Source organism: Enterococcus sp. FZMF (assembly GCF_030263915.1).
Taxonomy (GTDB): Bacteria; Bacillota; Bacilli; order Lactobacillales; family Enterococcaceae; genus Enterococcus_D; species Enterococcus_D casseliflavus.
Genome location: NZ_CP127160.1, coordinates 305,602 through 322,065, shown reverse-complemented (window position 1 = coordinate 322,065; position 16,464 = coordinate 305,602). Strand labels below are relative to the sequence as shown.

The 16,464-nt window shown below is 43.9% G+C and carries 16 protein-coding genes; 4 read left to right on the top strand and 12 right to left on the bottom strand.

The window, feature by feature from the left end; genetic code table 11:
* Positions 1–12: 12 nt before the first annotated feature.
* The 6 genes from QN079_RS01570 to QN079_RS01545 all read right to left on the bottom strand — a co-directional run bounded on the left by QN079_RS01570 (position 13) and on the right by QN079_RS01545 (position 7,070).
* Positions 13–1,026, bottom strand: a complete 1,014-nt coding sequence (locus QN079_RS01570; protein ID WP_289230295.1) for a LacI family DNA-binding transcriptional regulator — start codon at positions 1,024–1,026, stop codon at positions 13–15.
* A 219-nt stretch (positions 1,027–1,245) separates the two neighbouring features.
* A complete protein-coding gene (locus QN079_RS01565) occupies positions 1,246–1,893 on the bottom strand; it encodes a DUF624 domain-containing protein (RefSeq protein ID WP_289230294.1) in 648 nt (215 codons plus the stop codon).
* Between the two features lie 62 nt (positions 1,894–1,955).
* The gene (locus tag QN079_RS01560) at positions 1,956–3,521 is read right to left on the bottom strand and encodes a type 2 periplasmic-binding domain-containing protein (protein ID WP_289230293.1); all 1,566 of its coding nucleotides are present in this window, start codon (positions 3,519–3,521) and stop codon (positions 1,956–1,958) included.
* Between the two features lie 11 nt (positions 3,522–3,532).
* The gene (locus QN079_RS01555; protein ID WP_289230292.1) at positions 3,533–4,420 is read right to left on the bottom strand and encodes a carbohydrate ABC transporter permease; all 888 of its coding nucleotides are present in this window, start codon (positions 4,418–4,420) and stop codon (positions 3,533–3,535) included.
* 9 nt (positions 4,421–4,429) lie between these two features.
* Positions 4,430–5,389 (bottom strand): ABC transporter permease, encoded by a 960-nt coding sequence (locus tag QN079_RS01550; protein ID WP_087626793.1) that lies wholly within the window; start codon positions 5,387–5,389, stop codon positions 4,430–4,432.
* Positions 5,390–5,708: 319 nt separating this feature from the next.
* Entirely contained in the window at positions 5,709–7,070 is a 1,362-nt protein-coding gene (locus tag QN079_RS01545) for a citrate/2-methylcitrate synthase (protein WP_289230291.1), read from the bottom strand.
* A gap of 235 nt (positions 7,071–7,305) precedes the next feature.
* Here QN079_RS01545 and acnA point away from each other — a divergent pair, with 235 nt between their 5' ends.
* The 4 genes from acnA (at position 7,306) to QN079_RS01525 (ending at position 12,849) form a co-directional block, all read left to right on the top strand.
* Entirely contained in the window at positions 7,306–10,002 is a 2,697-nt protein-coding gene (acnA, locus tag QN079_RS01540) for an aconitate hydratase AcnA (RefSeq protein WP_289230290.1), read from the top strand.
* Entirely contained in the window at positions 9,995–11,245 is a 1,251-nt protein-coding gene (gene icd / locus QN079_RS01535; RefSeq protein WP_289230289.1) for an NADP-dependent isocitrate dehydrogenase, read from the top strand. The genes acnA and icd overlap by 8 nt, the downstream gene beginning before the upstream one ends.
* A gap of 104 nt (positions 11,246–11,349) precedes the next feature.
* Positions 11,350–12,204: a helix-turn-helix domain-containing protein gene (locus QN079_RS01530; protein ID WP_289230288.1), complete on the top strand. Its 855-nt coding sequence runs from the start codon at positions 11,350–11,352 to the stop codon at positions 12,202–12,204.
* A 105-nt stretch (positions 12,205–12,309) separates the two neighbouring features.
* Positions 12,310–12,849, top strand: coding sequence for a biotin transporter BioY (locus QN079_RS01525; protein WP_221692598.1), 540 nt, complete (start codon positions 12,310–12,312; stop codon positions 12,847–12,849).
* A 91-nt stretch (positions 12,850–12,940) separates the two neighbouring features.
* Here QN079_RS01525 and QN079_RS01520 read toward each other — a convergent pair whose 3' ends face one another.
* From QN079_RS01520 to QN079_RS01495, 6 genes are all read right to left on the bottom strand, one after another.
* Positions 12,941–13,507: a nucleotidyltransferase family protein gene (locus QN079_RS01520; RefSeq protein ID WP_289230287.1), complete on the bottom strand. Its 567-nt coding sequence runs from the start codon at positions 13,505–13,507 to the stop codon at positions 12,941–12,943.
* Between the two features lie 30 nt (positions 13,508–13,537).
* Positions 13,538–14,287 (bottom strand): 3-oxoacyl-ACP reductase, encoded by a 750-nt coding sequence (locus QN079_RS01515; protein ID WP_060792416.1) that lies wholly within the window; start codon positions 14,285–14,287, stop codon positions 13,538–13,540.
* Positions 14,284–14,505 (bottom strand): DUF2829 domain-containing protein, encoded by a 222-nt coding sequence (locus QN079_RS01510; protein ID WP_005227147.1) that lies wholly within the window; start codon positions 14,503–14,505, stop codon positions 14,284–14,286. Before QN079_RS01510 ends, QN079_RS01515 begins: the two co-directional genes overlap by 4 nt.
* Positions 14,506–14,590: 85 nt before the next feature.
* Positions 14,591–15,484 carry a metallophosphoesterase gene (locus QN079_RS01505; RefSeq protein WP_289230286.1) on the bottom strand — a complete coding sequence of 298 codons (894 nt, stop codon included), beginning with the start codon at positions 15,482–15,484 and terminating at the stop codon, positions 14,591–14,593.
* A 1-nt stretch (position 15,485) separates the two neighbouring features.
* Complete coding sequence (locus tag QN079_RS01500) at positions 15,486–15,863, bottom strand: iron-sulfur cluster biosynthesis family protein (protein WP_005227145.1); 378 nt, start codon at positions 15,861–15,863, stop codon at positions 15,486–15,488.
* A 15-nt stretch (positions 15,864–15,878) separates the two neighbouring features.
* Positions 15,879–16,448, bottom strand: a complete 570-nt coding sequence (locus tag QN079_RS01495) for a GNAT family N-acetyltransferase (RefSeq protein ID WP_005227144.1) — start codon at positions 16,446–16,448, stop codon at positions 15,879–15,881.
* Positions 16,449–16,464 lie beyond the last annotated feature (16 nt).

The following is a 16,464-nucleotide window of genomic DNA, read 5'->3' as shown; positions in this document are numbered from 1 at the left end:
ACACGTTCCTTTCTAGTATGTTGTTTTTCTTACAATCAATTTCCCATTGAGTAATGTGATTTGCGGTTCATTCGAATGGTTATCAATGATATTGACCAAGGTAGTCATGGCTGCTTCCCCTTTTTTAATCTGATCTAATCTGATCGTAGTTAACGGAGGATCATTTAAAGCTGCATAACGGATATCATCAAAACTGATGATCGACAGTTTCTTTTCATAAAAAATAGCTTCTTGTTTTAATTTATGAATAAACTTGATCGCTAAGTAGTCTGCTGTAACGAGCACTGCTTGAAACTTGTCTATGCTGCTGATCATTGTTGCTTGTTGTTCTTCTGTATACTCTAATCCCTCATCAGGCCTTATACCAAAATCCTGCAAAGCCTGATGATAGCCTAGATACCTTTGTTGAATAACCGATGTCTTTGATTGATCAAATTCATAGGACAAAAAGCCGATCTTAGTCAGACCCTTTTCAAGTAAAAAGGCAGTCGCTTCATATGCCGCTTTTTGATCATTCGTATTGATAAAAAAACTATTCGGATAGTCCGTGATTCGATTGAACACTTCATCCTCTAGATGCGTATCAATGAAAACGATTGGGACCTGGACAATCCGATTGACTTCTTCAAATAATTCTTGACTAAATCCTACTGCAATAAACCCATCAAATTTCCAATTTTTCTGTAATTCTCCAATATCATCTGTTTTGGTCACGCTATGGACGAGTGTAAAAAAGCTGTGCTCTTTTGTCACTCGCTGTATGCCATCTAGAACTTCTGTCACAAAAGGGTCCGCAAAGTCCAAATTTTTTTGATCTGAAAAATACAGTACCCCAATTAAGCGAGAAGAAGATTTGACTAACGCTCGTGCATTCATATTTGGTGAATAATTATATTTTTTTATGATCCCTTCGATCATTTCTATCTTATCTTGGGACACACGGTGCGCTTTTTTATTTATAACATTCGAGACTGTCGTCACACTGACCCCTGCTTCTTCTGCAATTTTTTTAATTGTAATCCTCATGCGCTTTGTCCTTTCGATAGTACTTGTTTTTCCTTATTATACCGCATTGTCGAGAAGCATCAATCAAAGGATAGCCAACAAGATTGGGTACCCTTTATTAGAACAATGACAATTTAAGAAAGTGGACTCTTTCCTCCTTGAGTTCTTCTTACGCTCTCTATTTTGTAGGACAAAAGGGCACAGCACATGGATCAAAGTCTCTAGCTAACTACGAACTCATCAAATTTCTTGGGGTTCAGCGATGGTTCGCTCAGTCTTTTGATACATTTTTTTTAAGAGCAGATTATTGATCAATGAAGTCATGGCGAACCCACCAAACGTATAAACGTAAATAGCAGTCAACAATCTTTCGGGACTACTCAAGCTAAAATACATCATCATACTATTAAAGAGCAACAGCAAACCCGCTTGCTTCCCATTTTGAATCGCTATCAGCAAACAGTTCTTGATACTACGCCACACACCATCTTCATATCTACCAATATAAGAAAATAGCATGACAAACAATAATAAGAGACAGACGATGAAAGGGAATAAAATGGCTAAGCCAATCACCCTAAAGACTATAGATTGAAGGGTAAACAAATAGAAATTGAGTGAAAAGATCGTTGTAAAAAAAAGAATACCTAACCAAATAATTGTTGCTTCAAAAAAATCCCTTTTTATCGTAGAAAAGTAGTGTCGCACAAGCCCTTCTTCTTGGCCCGCCAGTATTTTTTGCCAACAAGTGTTCATGGCTGTCAAAGAGACGCCGATTGTAAGGATCGGCAGACTAGTAAGAAGAAATAAGCCATTAAGCAAGCATATATCGGTAATCCTTGTTAATCCTTTCATCAATGGCGTATCAAATCGAAACAAAGTTTTCATGTATACTCCTTTCACCTAGAATAGGAAGGCTGAAGCAGTATTTCTACTTCAGCCCGCACGATCTAATTTATAATTTCTGAGTATCGATCAAAGGCATCATTTTGGATCCCCATAAACTCTTCGATCCCCATTGCGTTCAATTGTTCCAGATAGCTCTCCCATTCTTCTTCAATTCCGCCTTCTACTACCCATTTGGCAGCCATTTGCGAAGCATAAGAACTAATATCTACATAAAGTGCTGACAACCGAGCCAATTCTTCTTGCGAGTAAATCACATTCGGAAATGCAGGTTGGACGTATTGATTGATTTCACTATCAAGAATCAATTTCAATCCATCCCCTTGTGTCTCATCAATCGTCACACGCTCATTAAATTGATCATCCACATATTTTGGTCCAAAATCGCGCAATGAATTGATCCAAGCCCATTCATCCGCTGATTTCCCATCCTGTGGTGGTAAAACTGTATACTGGTCCCCGTTTTTCTCAACACCAACACCAAATGAGCCATAAAAGGTTTGAATGCTTGCATCATCTGTATAGAATTGATCAGCCCACTTTAAGAGCGCAGCAGGATTTTCACAACTCGTTGTTATCATAAACTCATTCCGACCGTAGTTATAATGATCTGGATCGGATATGACATAGCGTTGTCCATCTGGTCCTTTCAATGGTGGTAGTGCAACATACTCCTCAGCATGTAAGCCAAACGTTGCATCCGCCGTCCATCCAGCAGCCACCCCTACAAGAGCGGTATCTTTATTCATTCGTTTCGCATCACTCATGGATGTATCTTGGGTAAACAATTCTGGATCAATTAACCCAGCTTGATACGCCTCACTCATCCAAGCAATGCCATCACGATAGGTTTCTTCCATGCGTAAGTAGATTGGTTTTCCATCCTTCATTGACATTTCGTACGTATTGTCAGCTCCAAGCCGATTGTTAAACGGTAAAATGAATGAGAAGGTTTCACTAAAGTTTCCGACACCATACGGGATCTCATCCGTTGCATCTCCATTTCCATTGGCGTCCTCTTCTTTAAAAGCTGTTAAGACATCAATAAAATCTTCATACGTATCAGGCATCTCCAAGCCAAGATTATCAAGCCATGTTTGATTGATAAATAGTTGGTTCGCAATGAGCGGACGCATCGGTAGTTTTTTCGGTAAGCTATAGATATGCCCGTCTGGAGAGGTGATCATTGCTTTAATTTTCGGATCTTCCGACATAATGCGAGTAAGATTAGGCATGTTTTCTGCAATCAAGTCTTCTAAAGGGATAAACACATCTTGATTTTGAGCTATTTCGGCATCATTAAAGGTGATTGACCCTAAAAAGGCATCAGGCAAATCGCCTCCAGCCATCAAAACAGACTTTCTCTCACCCCAATCTGCTGAAAGATGAATATCCCATTCGATTTGAATCCCTGCATTTTCTTCTGCTTCTTCTAAAAAGCCTTTTGTAAAATCATCTCCCCAGTCTGACCAGCGAACAGTGGTGATTTTAAATTGATTCGTGTCACTTCCTTGCTCCTCTACGGCCCCTTCATTTCCACAGCCAGTCATCATCCCTAAAATTCCTAAAGAACAAAACAAATACCTCCATTTAAACTGTTTCATCATCATTCCTCCATTTTTTATTCTTTCAACGCGCCGATCATGACACCTTGATTAAAATACTTTTGTAAAAACGGGTATAACATCATAATTGGTGCTGTTGATACGACAATTGCTGCATATTTCATCATGTCTGCCGTTGCTCTTAGCTCAGATGCAAGTTCTCCGGTTGCTTGTGTTTGTAGTAATTGATTACTTATTATTAATCGTCTAAGTATCAATTGCAGTGGTTGTAGATTGTCATTGGTCAAATAAATCAATGCATTGAACCACGAGTTCCAAATACCAACTGCTGTCCATAAACCGATAACAGCCAATATCGCTTTTGAAAGTGGTAACACCATGCTAAAGAAATAGCGGATCGTTCCACAACCATCAATTTGAGCTGCTTCCCATAAACCAGCAGGAATACTATTGTTGAAGAATGTTCTAGCTACGATGATATTGTAACTAGATACTGCAAAAGGAATGACCATTACCCAAAACGTATCTAAGAGACCGACATTCTTGATCGTTAAGTAAATCGGGATCAAGCCGCCCGAAACGAACATGGGAATAATAAACAATAAAGCCAGCCATTTCCTACCGTGCAAATCTTTTCTAGATAAGGCATAACCAGCGGGGATATTAACGAATAATGCGACAGCGGTTCCTACGATGGTATATAAAATGGTATTCAAGTAGCCTCGCCAGAATAAGCTCTGCTCAAACAAGCGGATATACCCATCTAATCGCCATTCATTTGGCCACAACCAAACATTTCCATTCCCGACATCCGCTGGATCACTAAAGGAAGCAATGATCACAAACCAAAGCGGATAAATGATTAGAAGGATCAACAAAATGGCTCCCCCATAAACAAAGAAATCGAATATCCTTTCAGAACCAGTTTTTTTACTTTTTTTCATAATCTCCTCCTAAAACAGCCCAGTTTTCGTCAAGCGCCTCGACAATGCATTCACTAAGATCAATATGATTATATTGATCACTGTATTAAATAAGCCGATAGCAGTTGAATAACTATATTGAAAGTTTATTAACCCTACTTTATAAACATATGTGGAGATAATTTCACTTCCTGCTAAATTCAAGGCATTTTGTAACAGCAACACTTTTTCAAACCCAACACTCAATAAACTACCTGCTCTTAATATAAGCAAGATCATTGCGGTGGGAAGAATCAGTGGTAAATCAATGTGCTTGATTTTTTGTAGTCTTGTGGCACCATCCATAGTCGCAGCTTCGTAGTAAGTGGGATCGATCGCTGATAAAGCCGCTAGATAAATAATGCTGTCCCACCCAACATGTTGCCAGACATCACTCCAAACGTATACGCTTGCAAAACTTCCTGGCTGAGAAAGCAAGGAAGGCAATTCTATGCCAACAAGCCGCATGAGGTTGACAATCAAACCATTGGTAGGTGATAGAAACAAGATCAACATCCCGCACATAACCATTGTAGAAATGAAGTGAGGTAAATAGGTGGTGACTTGGAAAAACTTCTTGAATTTTTCTACACGAATTTGATTGCAAAGAATTGCTAATGCAATTGGCAATGGAAAGCCGACAATCATACTGTAGAGGGAAATAGTTAGCGTATTTCTAAGGGTTACTCCAAATTGGAACGAATTAAAAAATTGAGAAAAATGCTTAAAACCAACCCACGGACTTCCAAAAATACCCAGTGATGGGGTGTAATCTTTAAATGCAATTACTAAACCATACATTGGAATATAAGTGAATATGACTAATAAAATCAAAGCCGGCGCTAATAAGACGTACAAAGAAAGACTATTTTTCATTTTATTCTTGTGAAAACTTGCGTTGCTTTTTTTTTGCACATGTAACCCTCCTACAAAGAAAATCATTCTTTTCATTTTTTTTACGGTAGAGATAGGAAAAAAGTAACTACTCCTCCAAATAAATAGCCTTTCGTCTACTATAGAACGAATGTAAAACAATCATTGGCCACGTATCCTGATTGTTTTTTACTTAGAAGTGAATCAATTTTTTAGTCTGTCTCTTGAAGGTTTAACGTTAAACTATAAGACAAAGTTTAACGTTAAACTTATTCGTTGTCAACGCTTTCATTAATAAAAAACAACAAACTTCTTCTGAGTAATTGGATGGTCGTATAAGCACTAGGATTTTGAACAAAACAAAAACAGCAGCGAGCTTCCTCCCTGCTGTTTTGATCTATCTTGACTCTATATCGATATATTCCCGATCGTTTGACACTTCTTTGTAGGCGGGACGCATGATTTTTTGTGCGTTGACCAGCTCTTCGATCCGATGGGCGGACCAGCCGACGATCCGCGCGATAGCAAACATTGGTGTATACAGTTCTTCTGGCAGATCCAACATGTTATAAACAAACCCGCTGAAAAAGTCGATATTGGCACTGACTCCTTTGTAGATTTTGCGCTTTTCATTGATGACTTGAGGAGCAATACGTTCGACCATTGTATACAATTGATATTCTTGCCAAGCTTCTGATCCTTTTTCTTGGGCCAATTTTGCCACATAATTTTTAAAAATCGCCGCACGGGGATCGTTGTCGCTGTATACCGCGTGGCCCATGCCATAAATCAATCCTTTACGGTCAAACGCTTCTTTATCTAAGACTGCTTCCAAATAGCTGCGGATCGCCTGTTCATCGGTAATATCAGCAACGTTGCGCTTCAAATCTCCCATCATTTCTGTCACTTTGATATTAGCACCACCGTGTTTAGGCCCTTTCAAAGAACCTAGCGCTGCAGCAATCGTTGAATAGGTATCCGTCCCACTGGAGGTAACGACTCGTGTCGTAAAGGTCGAATTATTCCCGCCGCCATGTTCCATATGCAAAACCAGTGCCATATCCAATGTTTGGGCTTCTTGGAAGCTATATTCTTTCGTTGGACGCAGCATAGTCAAAATCGTTTCAGCTGTACTCAACTCTTCGGTCGGGCGGTGGATATACATACTCTCCCCTTGATTGTAATGATTGTAGGCATGATAGCCGTAGATTGCCAAGAGCGGAAAGACACTGATCAGCATCAGACTTTGTTCCAATACATTTTCAATGCTGATGTCATCTGCTTGTGGATCGTAACTTGCCAGTGTCAAAATACTGCGAGATAAGCTATTCATGATATCAGAAGAAGGTGCTTTCATAATGACGTCACGAACAAAATTGGTCGGCAATGTACGTTTTTCTGCTAATAGGCAATGAAAGGCCGCAAGTTCTGTTTTGTTTGGCAGTTCGCCGAAAAGTAATAAATATGCAATCTCTTCAAAGCCAAAGCGTTTTTCATTGACGAACCCTGCAACTAACTCGTTGATGTCAATTCCGCGATAACGCAGCTCGCCACAAGCTTCAATTGGCTTGCCAGCAATGATTTTTTCTGGATAAATGGTTGAGATCGTCGTAACCCCTGCTAAGACCCCCGTGCCATTTAAATCCCTCAGTCCACGTTTCACATCATATTCTGAATAAAGATTCACATCTATCAAATTGTATTTCTGACATTGCGATGCAAGATAGGACAGCTTCTCTCTCTTTTCTAATCTTTCCACGGTGATGTTACCTCCAATCTTTCTACAAACTATCGACTACAATGTTATTTAACCGTATACAAACATCGTTAAAATAGTCATCCTATAAAATCGTTGCTTTTTAACAAACTTTCACACATTATAGCACGATGTTTAGAAAATGAAATATTTTTCATAAATTTAATTGATTTTTTAAATTATCAACGTATAATTATTCCTAATAAGTACGTTTATCTTCGTAAAAAGGAGGATTCTTATGAAGTGGCAATCTCAACTCACCGTCAATGATACGCAATACACGTATATTGACTTAGCAAAAATCACCCAAGACTTAGGGGCTGATTTATCTCGCTTGCCCTACTCCATTCGAGTTTTATTGGAAAGTGTTGCTCGTCATCAAGACGAGGAAATTACAGAGGATTATTTACCATTTTTAGCGAACTGGCAGGCAGAAACCCCTACTGGTGTCGTGCCATTCAAACCAGAGCGGGTCGTTTTGCAAGACTTTACTGGGGTACCCGCAGTCGTTGATTTGGCTGCCATGCGGGATGCGATGGTCGCTTTAGGCGGTGCCGCAGAAGACATCAATCCTGAGATCCCCGTCACACTCGTCGTCGACCACTCTGTGCAAGTCGATCAAGCCGGTACTCCTGGGGCGATCGCTTTTAATACGGAGCGGGAATTTGAACGCAATGCAGAACGCTATCAATTCTTGAAATGGGCGCAAGGTTCTTTCGACAATTTCGAAGTCGTTCCACCTGAAACAGGGATCATTCATCAAGTCAACATCGAATCGTTGTCTGATGTGATCTTGCAAAAAACACACGAAGATCAACGACTGCTGTTTCCTGATACATTGCAAGGAACCGATTCTCACACCACGATGATCAACGGCTTGGGGGTTCTCGGTTGGGGGGTTGGCGGTATTGAAGCGGAAGCTGCGATTCTTGGCGAACCTTCTTTCTTCCCTACGCCTGAAGTCATCGGGGTGAAATTTATCAACGAGATGCCTGCAGGTACCACCGCCACCGATTTAGCACTAAAAGTAACTGAAGTGCTGCGGATCGAAAAAGTGGTCGGAAAATTTGTCGAATACTTCGGTCCTGGCTATCGTCATTTAAGTTTAGCTGATCGAGCAACGTTAGCAAACATGGCTCCCGAATATGGTGCGACTTGCGGTTTTTGTCCGATTGATCAAGAGACCTTGAACTACTTAGCAACGACCGGTCGCTCCAGCGAGCTGATCGAACTCGTTGCCGCTTACGCCAAAGCCAACCATTTCTTTTATGATGAAGCGATCGTGCCAACCTATACTAAGACGATCACCATCGATCTAGCAGAAGTTCAGCCAGCATTAGCAGGCCCTAAGCGCCCGCAAGATCGGATTTTGCTTCCAGCAGTCCGTCAGGATTTTGAACAATCGGTCACGGCTGCCGTCGGTCCCAAGGGCTTTGGTCTTTCAGAGGACGAATGGCAAAAAGAAGCCAGCGTTACCTGGCCAGATGCTGCACCTGACAAATTAGTGACCGGCGATATCGTCTTGGCGGCGATCACTAGCTGTACGAATACGAGCAATCCCTTCGTCATGCTTTCGGCAGGCTTATTGGCTAAAAAAGCCATTGAGAAAGGTCTGACCGTCTCTCGTACGGTCAAAACCTCCCTTGCACCTGGCTCCCAGATCGTGACCACCTATTTGCAAAACAGTGGTTTGCTGCCGTATTTAGAGCAACTCGGCTTTTATTTGGTGGGCTACGGTTGTACCACCTGTATCGGAAATTCAGGTCCTTTAGAAGCGCAGGTCGCTGAAGCAATTGAGGCAGACAATCTACTGGTGGCATCGGTTCTGTCAGGCAATCGAAATTTTGAAGGAAGAATCCATCCACAGATCAAAGCCAATTATTTGGCTTCACCGCCATTAGTTGTTGCCTATGCCATCGCTGGCAGCATTCGCAAAGATCTCACAAAAGAACCGTTAGCTATCGTCAATGACGAGCCGGTGTATTTGTCTGATATTTGGCCTAGCAATGAAGAAGTCAATGCTTACGTTCAAGAGTACGTCGGACCAGAAGCATTTCGCGCTGCCTATGAGCATCTTTTTGATGCCAATGAACGCTGGAATGCGATCGAAACCACCACGAGCGCATGTTATGAATGGGATGAGCAATCCACTTACATCGCTCATCCGCCCTACTTTGAAACATTGACCAAAGAGTTGCCTAAACCAGATGTCTTAGCTGCTCTGAAAGTCTTGGCAAAATTGGGTGATTCCGTCACCACTGACCATATTTCTCCTGCTGGCAGCATCAGTATGGATTCTGCAGCTGGAAAATTTTTACAAGAAAAAGAAGTTCCGTATCGTGAATTCAACTCCTTTGGTTCGCGACGCGGCAATCATCAGATTATGATGCGGGGGACTTTCGGCAACATCCGTCTGCAAAACCAGCTAGTGCCTGGCAGTACTGGCAGTGTCACGCATTATTTTCCAACAGGGGAAACCCTGTCGATATTTGACGCAGCTATGAATTACCAAAAAGCTGGTCAAAGCTGTATCATTTTAGCTGGTAAAGATTATGGCATGGGTTCTTCTCGCGACTGGGCCGCCAAAGGAACACAATTGTTAGGCGTTAAAGTCGTCTTAGCAGAAAGCTTCGAACGAATCCATCGCAGCAACTTGGTCATGATGGGGATCATTCCGCTTGAATATCTTGCTGGTGAAAGTGCTGCATCATTTGATTTGGACGGCAGCGAAACATTCTCGATCGCTTTGCCAGAAGAGCCAGTGGTCAAGCAGCTGATCGAAGTCACTGCGCAACGGATCGACGGAGGGACTGTCTCCTTTATGACCCGCCTGCGCTTTGATGCCCCTGCAGATATTCGCTATTGGAAGCATCAAGGAATTTTACCGATGGTCATTCGAAAAAAAGCTGAATTAGGAGGAACTGCCCATGCCTAACCAAACAACCCATGAAGTAACGACGATCACCATTCCTTACATTGCAGGAGACGGCATCGGTGCCGAGATTTGGCAGGCTGCGCAACCTGTGATTGATGCCGCTGTAAATAAAGCCTATGACAATCAACGCCGTATCGAATGGCTGGAAGTTTTAGCTGGAGAAGCCGCCTTTGAACAGACGGGGGAATGGCTGCCGCAAGCAACCATCGATACGATCAAGGCTCAACAATACGCCTTAAAAGGACCGTTGACTACCCCAATTGGCGAGGGCTTTCGCTCCTTGAATGTCACCTTGCGGCAAACGCTGGATCTTTATGCCTGTGTCAGACCTGTTCGCTATTTTACAGGGGTCCCTTCGCCTTTAAAGCAGCCAGAAAAAACCGATATGGTGATCTTTCGAGAAAATACTGAAGATGTTTATGCTGGCATCGAATTTGCCAAAGACGACGATGCAACGCAGCGTCTGATCCAGACATTGCAAGCAGACTTTGCTGTCAAGGCGATTCGTTTTCCTAAAACTGCCGCTATCGGCATCAAGCCGATCTCTTTAGAAGGCAGTCAGCGCTTGATCGCTGCTGCCATTGAGTATGCGATCGCTCAAAAGCGGCCCACGGTGACACTGGTGCATAAAGGCAATATCATGAAATTTACAGAAGGCGGCTTTAAAAACTGGGGCTATCAGCTTGCAGAGACCACATACGCCGACCAGTGTTTTACAATGAATCAATACAACAAAATCAAAGCAGAAAACGGCTCAAAGGCAGCCGAAGCCGCTCTTGCCTCGGCAAAAGCGGCTGGGAAAATCGTTGTTAACGACGTGATCGCAGACAACTTTTTACAACAGATCCTTTTGTATCCAGAAAAATTCGACATCATTGCCACTTGTAATTTGAACGGCGACTACACTTCTGATGCACTTGCTGCACAAGTCGGCGGCATCGGGATCGCCCCCGGTGCCAATATCAACTACGCTACCGGGGCAGCCATCTTTGAAGCTACCCACGGAACAGCACCGGATATCGCAGGACTTGGCAAAGCCAATCCCTGTTCGCTGCTGCTGTCAGCGTGCATGCTATTAGAACATTTGAACTGGCCAGAAGCAGCCCAAATCCTAACACAAGCCATTGAACAAGCCTTGCAAAGTCAACACGTCACTGCCGACTTCGCGCAGTTGATGCCAGAAGCGGTCTGTTTAACGACACAAGCGTTTGGTGAACACCTCCTTCAGTTGATCCATTCGTAAACTCAAGCTGTGATTGAGTCGGCATTTGCCTGCTCAATCACAGCTTGATTGCGTTTTCACCTTTTGAGAAACTATACTTAGAGCATGAAAGGGGGAATTCATTTATGAGTGAATTCAACATGAGAAAAATCGGTCAGCAGATCGCTGCCAAACGCAAAGAAAAAAATCTGACCCAAAGCAACTTGGCCGACCAGTTACTTGTCAGCTATCAGGCGGTCAGTAATTGGGAGCGGGGCAACTCACTGCCGGACATTGAAAAATTGCCGCAGCTAGCAGCGATTTTAGACCTATCCATCGATGAGCTGTTAGGGAAGCCAGCAGCTGCGGTGCAACATTATCAAGCAGGAACCGCACAGCCAGAAGAAATCGCCGAACTAGCTCCGCTGATCAAACCGCAAGAATTGTCAGCGTTGATTCAAGAAGAACCGTTTCAAGAAACTTCTTTAGATTTAGACTTATTGCCTAGGCTAGCACCTCATTTGACCAGCGCAGACTTGCAGCACCTGCTAAATGGTGCCGAGAATATCCCAGAAGAGGTACTGGAAGAACTCCTGCCTTTTTTGAAAAAGCCCCAAGTAGAAGAGCTCCTGAAAGGTAAGCACTATTCCATGGCTTTTTGGGAAGAGGCGGCGCCCTTTTTACCCCCCAACTTTTTGGCGGGAGAAATCAAAGGCTGGCTTGAAAATCCTGACTTCCGCTTTTCTGAGATTGAAGAACTGCTGCCCTTTTTACCTGCGCCGTATCTGGATGAACTCCTGCTGACCGCCCTGGAACAGCCAAACGTTGCCGCAGCAGAACGCTTGGCTTATGATGAAATCGAAGAACTGCTGCCGTTTCTGACAGAAGCAACGATCTGCCGGCTCGTTCAAGCACTGCCCTTCTCAACAGATGAGCTGGAAGAGATCGCCCCTTTCCTCTCCTCAAAGAACTTGATTGTCCTTTTTAAAAAAGGACACTAAAAAAACAAGATTCTTCTTTACTTTTGGTAAACCACCGTTTATAATTTCGTTAACCAAATAAATTAATTTTAGGTTAACGAAATTATTATAAGAGAGAAGGATTCGATGAAATTATCATTACGTGAACAAATCCATGCCGCTTTATTTGCGATCATTATTGCTGGTCTTTCCCAACTGACGATTCCATTAGGTTTGATCCCATTGACAGGACAAACCTTTGCGATCGGGTTGGCGGTGACTTTCCTCGGCACGCGAACAGGAACGATGGCGATCATCATCTACTTGCTGTTAGGATTGATTGGTTTGCCCGTTTTCGCTGGTTTTTCCAGCGGTGTCGGTGTTTTGTTAGGACCAACTGGTGGCTATTTAGTCGGCTTCCTCTTTAATGGATTGCTTACTGGATTGATCGTAGAAAAAACAGCGTTTCACTACACAGGAGCAGTGATCGGCAATATTGTCGGTGCGCTGGCAACTTTGTTGTTTGGTACATTGTGGCTGAAATGGAGCACGGGCATGGCATGGCCGGCTGCCTTTAACGGTGGCTTTGTTCTGTTTATTATCCCTGGGATCATCAAAGCCGTTGCCGCAGCTTATCTAGGTATCTTTTTAAGAAACCGCTTGGCGCAACCATTGGCTTTACGTTAATAAAAAACACTCGCGTCATATGCAGCGATTCCCATCAGTTAGCTTTTTCGTCTAACTTTTGAAAATCGCCGCATCACGCGAGTGTTCTTTTTTATTTCTTCCCCTCTTCAATCGAGAGCTGCGGCCAAATTTTCTGCCACTGCTTCATCGCTTGGCGTTGTCGATAAACCGCAAGATACTGTTCATTTTGGGCAAAATGCGGTGTTGGACGCACCCGAAAACTGCAAATATCCTGCCAGCCAAAAGGCGCCATCAATTCAAGCTTGCCTTGATTCATTCGTGCCGCTACCGCTGTACAACGCTCTGGAAACTTCGTTAAAGCATCGAAGGTACTTGTATAAGGCGGCTCCTCGGCAAAATTGTGCTGGTGCATCAACGCTTGGTTTCGAACCTCCCAAGGAAATTCGGGAAACGAACGGCGCAGTTGCGCTTCGATCGCTGCTGTTTCTTCTATGCTTACAGTCGGATCATAAAACACGACATCAATATCGGTCAGCGGTACCTCCGCTATTTTCCCACTGAGAAACCCCCATAAATAATTCCGCAGGTACCCAGCACACAGCCAGCAATCCGACAGCTGCAACGCTTCAATGATCGTAAGCAGTTGTCGACATTCATGATTTTTTGCAAACAAGTTCTGGATCGCTTGTTCCTTCATTGGCGTCCTCCTCTAATGGGTTCAGGCTAGTTATTTCAAGGTCCAACCACCGTCGATGGGCACGATCGCCCCCTGCAAGTAACTAGCTTGCGGACTGGCTAGAAAAAGGGTCAGTGCTGCAACTTCTTCTGGTTGCGCCCAACGCTTGACTGGCGTCTCTTCTGCTACCCATTGCGCCATTTTCCCGTCACCCGCAAAATCAGCCGCATTCATCGGCGTTTGAATCGCACCGGGCGCGATGCCCTTCACCGAGATCCCTTGATCTGCAACATCCAATGCCAACTGTTTGGTAAACCCGACGATCGCGTGTTTTGCGGTTGTATAGGCGATCCCGCCCCCACCTGCGACCATTCCAGCGATGGACGCCATATTGATGATCGTTCCGCCGCCATTGGCTTGCATCAGCGGCAAAATTTCTTTCGTTAAATAAAACATGCTGGAGACATTGGTTTGAAATATCTCCTCCCACTCCATTGACGTCGTCTCAGCGATCGTATGATAGCCGTCAAGCTTTCCTGCTGTATTTAACAAGACCGTGATACCGCCAAAGTGCGTCACACAAGCTTGGACCGCTGCAAGACAATTTTCTTTCACCGCTAAGTCACAACATGTGCCGAAAAAGCGGGGCTGGGCTAAAAGCGAATCGGGAAACGATTGGCAGTCAACACCAAATACTTGAGCGCCTTCTGCAAGAAACGCCTCTGCTTGCGCTTTACCGATGCCTGAAGCAGCCCCTGTGACAAACACAATCGTTTTGTCATCGATCCACGCTGCCGTCATTCCACGATTTTCCAATCTTCCGCAAGAATGTCGCAAACAGTCGGTGCGAAACTCGAGAATCCCTCATCTGCTGTTTTGATCAAAAAGTAAGGGGTGACTGGGGCATTGTCGTACACTTCGCCTTCAACGAATGTCACATAAAGTTCAAAGCCGCCCCAACCTTCACGAATGATTTTTTTGCCGGCTTTTAATTCTGGTAAGATTTCTTCAAATGTCATGATTTTTCTCCTTTGTGTGTTTCTTCTAATGGTTTAAATTGCTTGGAAAATCAATTACGAAAACAAGCAGAACTCGTTTGCTGCGCTAATACGGCAGCAGCGTGATCGCTTGCGCCAATTCCTCTAAAAGATGCGCCGTTTTATAGTCCTCAAATGCCTCATGATGGTTTCGCAGCAGCGTCCGAACTTTCGTTGGAGAATATGCTTCTGCTAAGTGATTTTCCAAAACGAAGCGTCGGGTCAACTGCCATTCATAATAGTATCCGAAGGGACGGCAATAGTAGCTGGTTCCCGCAAGTTCTTTTTTCTCAAAGCGTCGATGGGTATGCCCAAAGACGACTGCCCGCACATTGGCGTACTGATCGATCACTGCGCCAAAATCAGGCGACCCCAAAAACGCATTTAAGTGGTTCCAGCGGGCGTACTTGCCGGTCTGCCGCACAATAAACGCTTCTTGGGGCACAAAATGCGTAGAAAGAAGAATTTCTTGGTCTTGCGGCAAATGGGCCAATGTTTCCGCTAAACGCTCATTGATGGCTTGGCTGATCTCCTTATCCGATCCCTTTCGTTGAATCATGCGGTCATACCAAAACAAATTTTTCAGCCGCAAGATCTCAGCTTCACTGGTCAGATCAGAATATTGGTAGTCATACCAGCCATTGATTCCCAACAGCAGTGTTTTTTCTGATAAGCGATACGTCTGAAAATTAAGAAAGGCGGGATCATCGAAAGCCTCGATCTCTTGTTCCGCCAAGTCTACCATTTCATGATTGCCCCAGTGAAAGGTCGTTGGCACCTGTCGATTTTGAAAAAATGCGACCACGTCTAATAGTCGTTGTTTTTTATTCGCCACATCTCCTGCCAGATGCAGATGGGTCACCTGATTTTTCTGCAAATAATCAGCGATCAGCTGCAGATGGGGATCAAGTAATTGGTTGATATCGACGTGCAAGTCGCTAATAACCGCCAGCGTGCCCATCTCAGCGGCCCGCCGTCTGCTTTTCGATCCGTAACAATTGGACATCGTTAGCTAAGATCCCGCTATTTCCCACCAATTGCAACCGTTGATAGGTCGGTTCCACCTGCATCCGAGTCTGTTCTTCTAAATACACCTGAGCCCCTTGCTTCAACCAAATCGTGCCTAAGGGTGTCGTTAAAGGGGTGTCGTAGATCGCCAATCCTTCTTCTGGATAGCTTTGCGGCACGATGATCAGGCGAAAATGGATGTCCAAACGGCAGGTGATCTCCGTTGCAGGAAACGGACCGACGCCGTCTTCAAAATCCAAGTAGAGACGATCATCTGGCTGCACATAAGGGGTTATTTTCTCAATTGCTGCTGGCTCAATGTTCAGTTCCATGACGAGAGCCCTCCTTTACATGATACGTTTTTTCCATTCCTCAAGGGTGATGCCACGCGTGACTTCATCGATGATTTCTTCACCCGATTTGCGGGCAGCTGGGATCGTTGCTTCCAATTTCATCCCAATTTTCTCCATGACCCGTCCAGACTTGGGATTTCGGGCATCATGTCGAGCAAAAATTCGAATCAATTCGAGTGTTTCAAAACCGAAATGCAGCAGTGCCATTGCCGCTTCTGGCATAATCCCTTGCCCCCAATAATCGCGACTTAATGTATAACCGAGCTCAGCGATCTCTTTTTCTGATTCTACCCGCAAATCGATGGTCCCGATCATTTTTCCTGAGTCTTTTTCTTCGATCGCAAATTTTCCTAAGGGTGCAGCAACAAAATACTCGGCGATGCGTAGTTTTGTTTCTTCAACCGACCCATGTCTAGCAAAGACGAAGGTCGTCGTTTCTTCATCATTTGCATAGGCAAACATGTCCGCTGCATCCGCCAAGGAAACAGGACGCAAGAGCAGCCTCGGTGTCTCCAACCGTTGATTTTCTGCTAACAACAGCAAATGTCGTTCTTTTGTTGTCATAGGATCCCTACTTTCT

What these genes read in the sequence shown, in the direction of transcription:
- QN079_RS01495 (WP_005227144.1), bottom strand. Translation starts at nt 16,448, where the DNA reads ATGACAACAAAAGAACGACATTTGCTGTTGTTAGCAGAAAATCAACGG.
- QN079_RS01510 (WP_005227147.1), bottom strand. Translation starts at nt 14,505, where the DNA reads ATGACATTTGAAGAAATCTTACCAGAATTAAAAGCCGGCAAAAAAATC.
- QN079_RS01560 (WP_289230293.1), bottom strand. Translation starts at nt 3,521, where the DNA reads ATGATGATGAAACAGTTTAAATGGAGGTATTTGTTTTGTTCTTTAGGA.
- acnA (WP_289230290.1), top strand. Translation starts at nt 7,306, where the DNA reads ATGAAGTGGCAATCTCAACTCACCGTCAATGATACGCAATACACGTAT.
- QN079_RS01570 (WP_289230295.1), bottom strand. Translation starts at nt 1,026, where the DNA reads ATGAGGATTACAATTAAAAAAATTGCAGAAGAAGCAGGGGTCAGTGTG.
- icd (WP_289230289.1), top strand. Translation starts at nt 9,995, where the DNA reads ATGCCTAACCAAACAACCCATGAAGTAACGACGATCACCATTCCTTAC.
- QN079_RS01500 (WP_005227145.1), bottom strand. Translation starts at nt 15,863, where the DNA reads ATGGAACTGAACATTGAGCCAGCAGCAATTGAGAAAATAACCCCTTAT.
- QN079_RS01550 (WP_087626793.1), bottom strand. Translation starts at nt 5,389, where the DNA reads ATGAAAAGAATGATTTTCTTTGTAGGAGGGTTACATGTGCAAAAAAAA.
- QN079_RS01530 (WP_289230288.1), top strand. Translation starts at nt 11,350, where the DNA reads ATGAGTGAATTCAACATGAGAAAAATCGGTCAGCAGATCGCTGCCAAA.
- QN079_RS01525 (WP_221692598.1), top strand. Translation starts at nt 12,310, where the DNA reads ATGAAATTATCATTACGTGAACAAATCCATGCCGCTTTATTTGCGATC.
- QN079_RS01565 (WP_289230294.1), bottom strand. Translation starts at nt 1,893, where the DNA reads ATGAAAACTTTGTTTCGATTTGATACGCCATTGATGAAAGGATTAACA.
- QN079_RS01505 (WP_289230286.1), bottom strand. Translation starts at nt 15,484, where the DNA reads ATGGGCACGCTGGCGGTTATTAGCGACTTGCACGTCGATATCAACCAA.
- QN079_RS01555 (WP_289230292.1), bottom strand. Translation starts at nt 4,420, where the DNA reads ATGAAAAAAAGTAAAAAAACTGGTTCTGAAAGGATATTCGATTTCTTT.
- QN079_RS01520 (WP_289230287.1), bottom strand. Translation starts at nt 13,507, where the DNA reads ATGAAGGAACAAGCGATCCAGAACTTGTTTGCAAAAAATCATGAATGT.
- QN079_RS01515 (WP_060792416.1), bottom strand. Translation starts at nt 14,287, where the DNA reads ATGACGGCAGCGTGGATCGATGACAAAACGATTGTGTTTGTCACAGGG.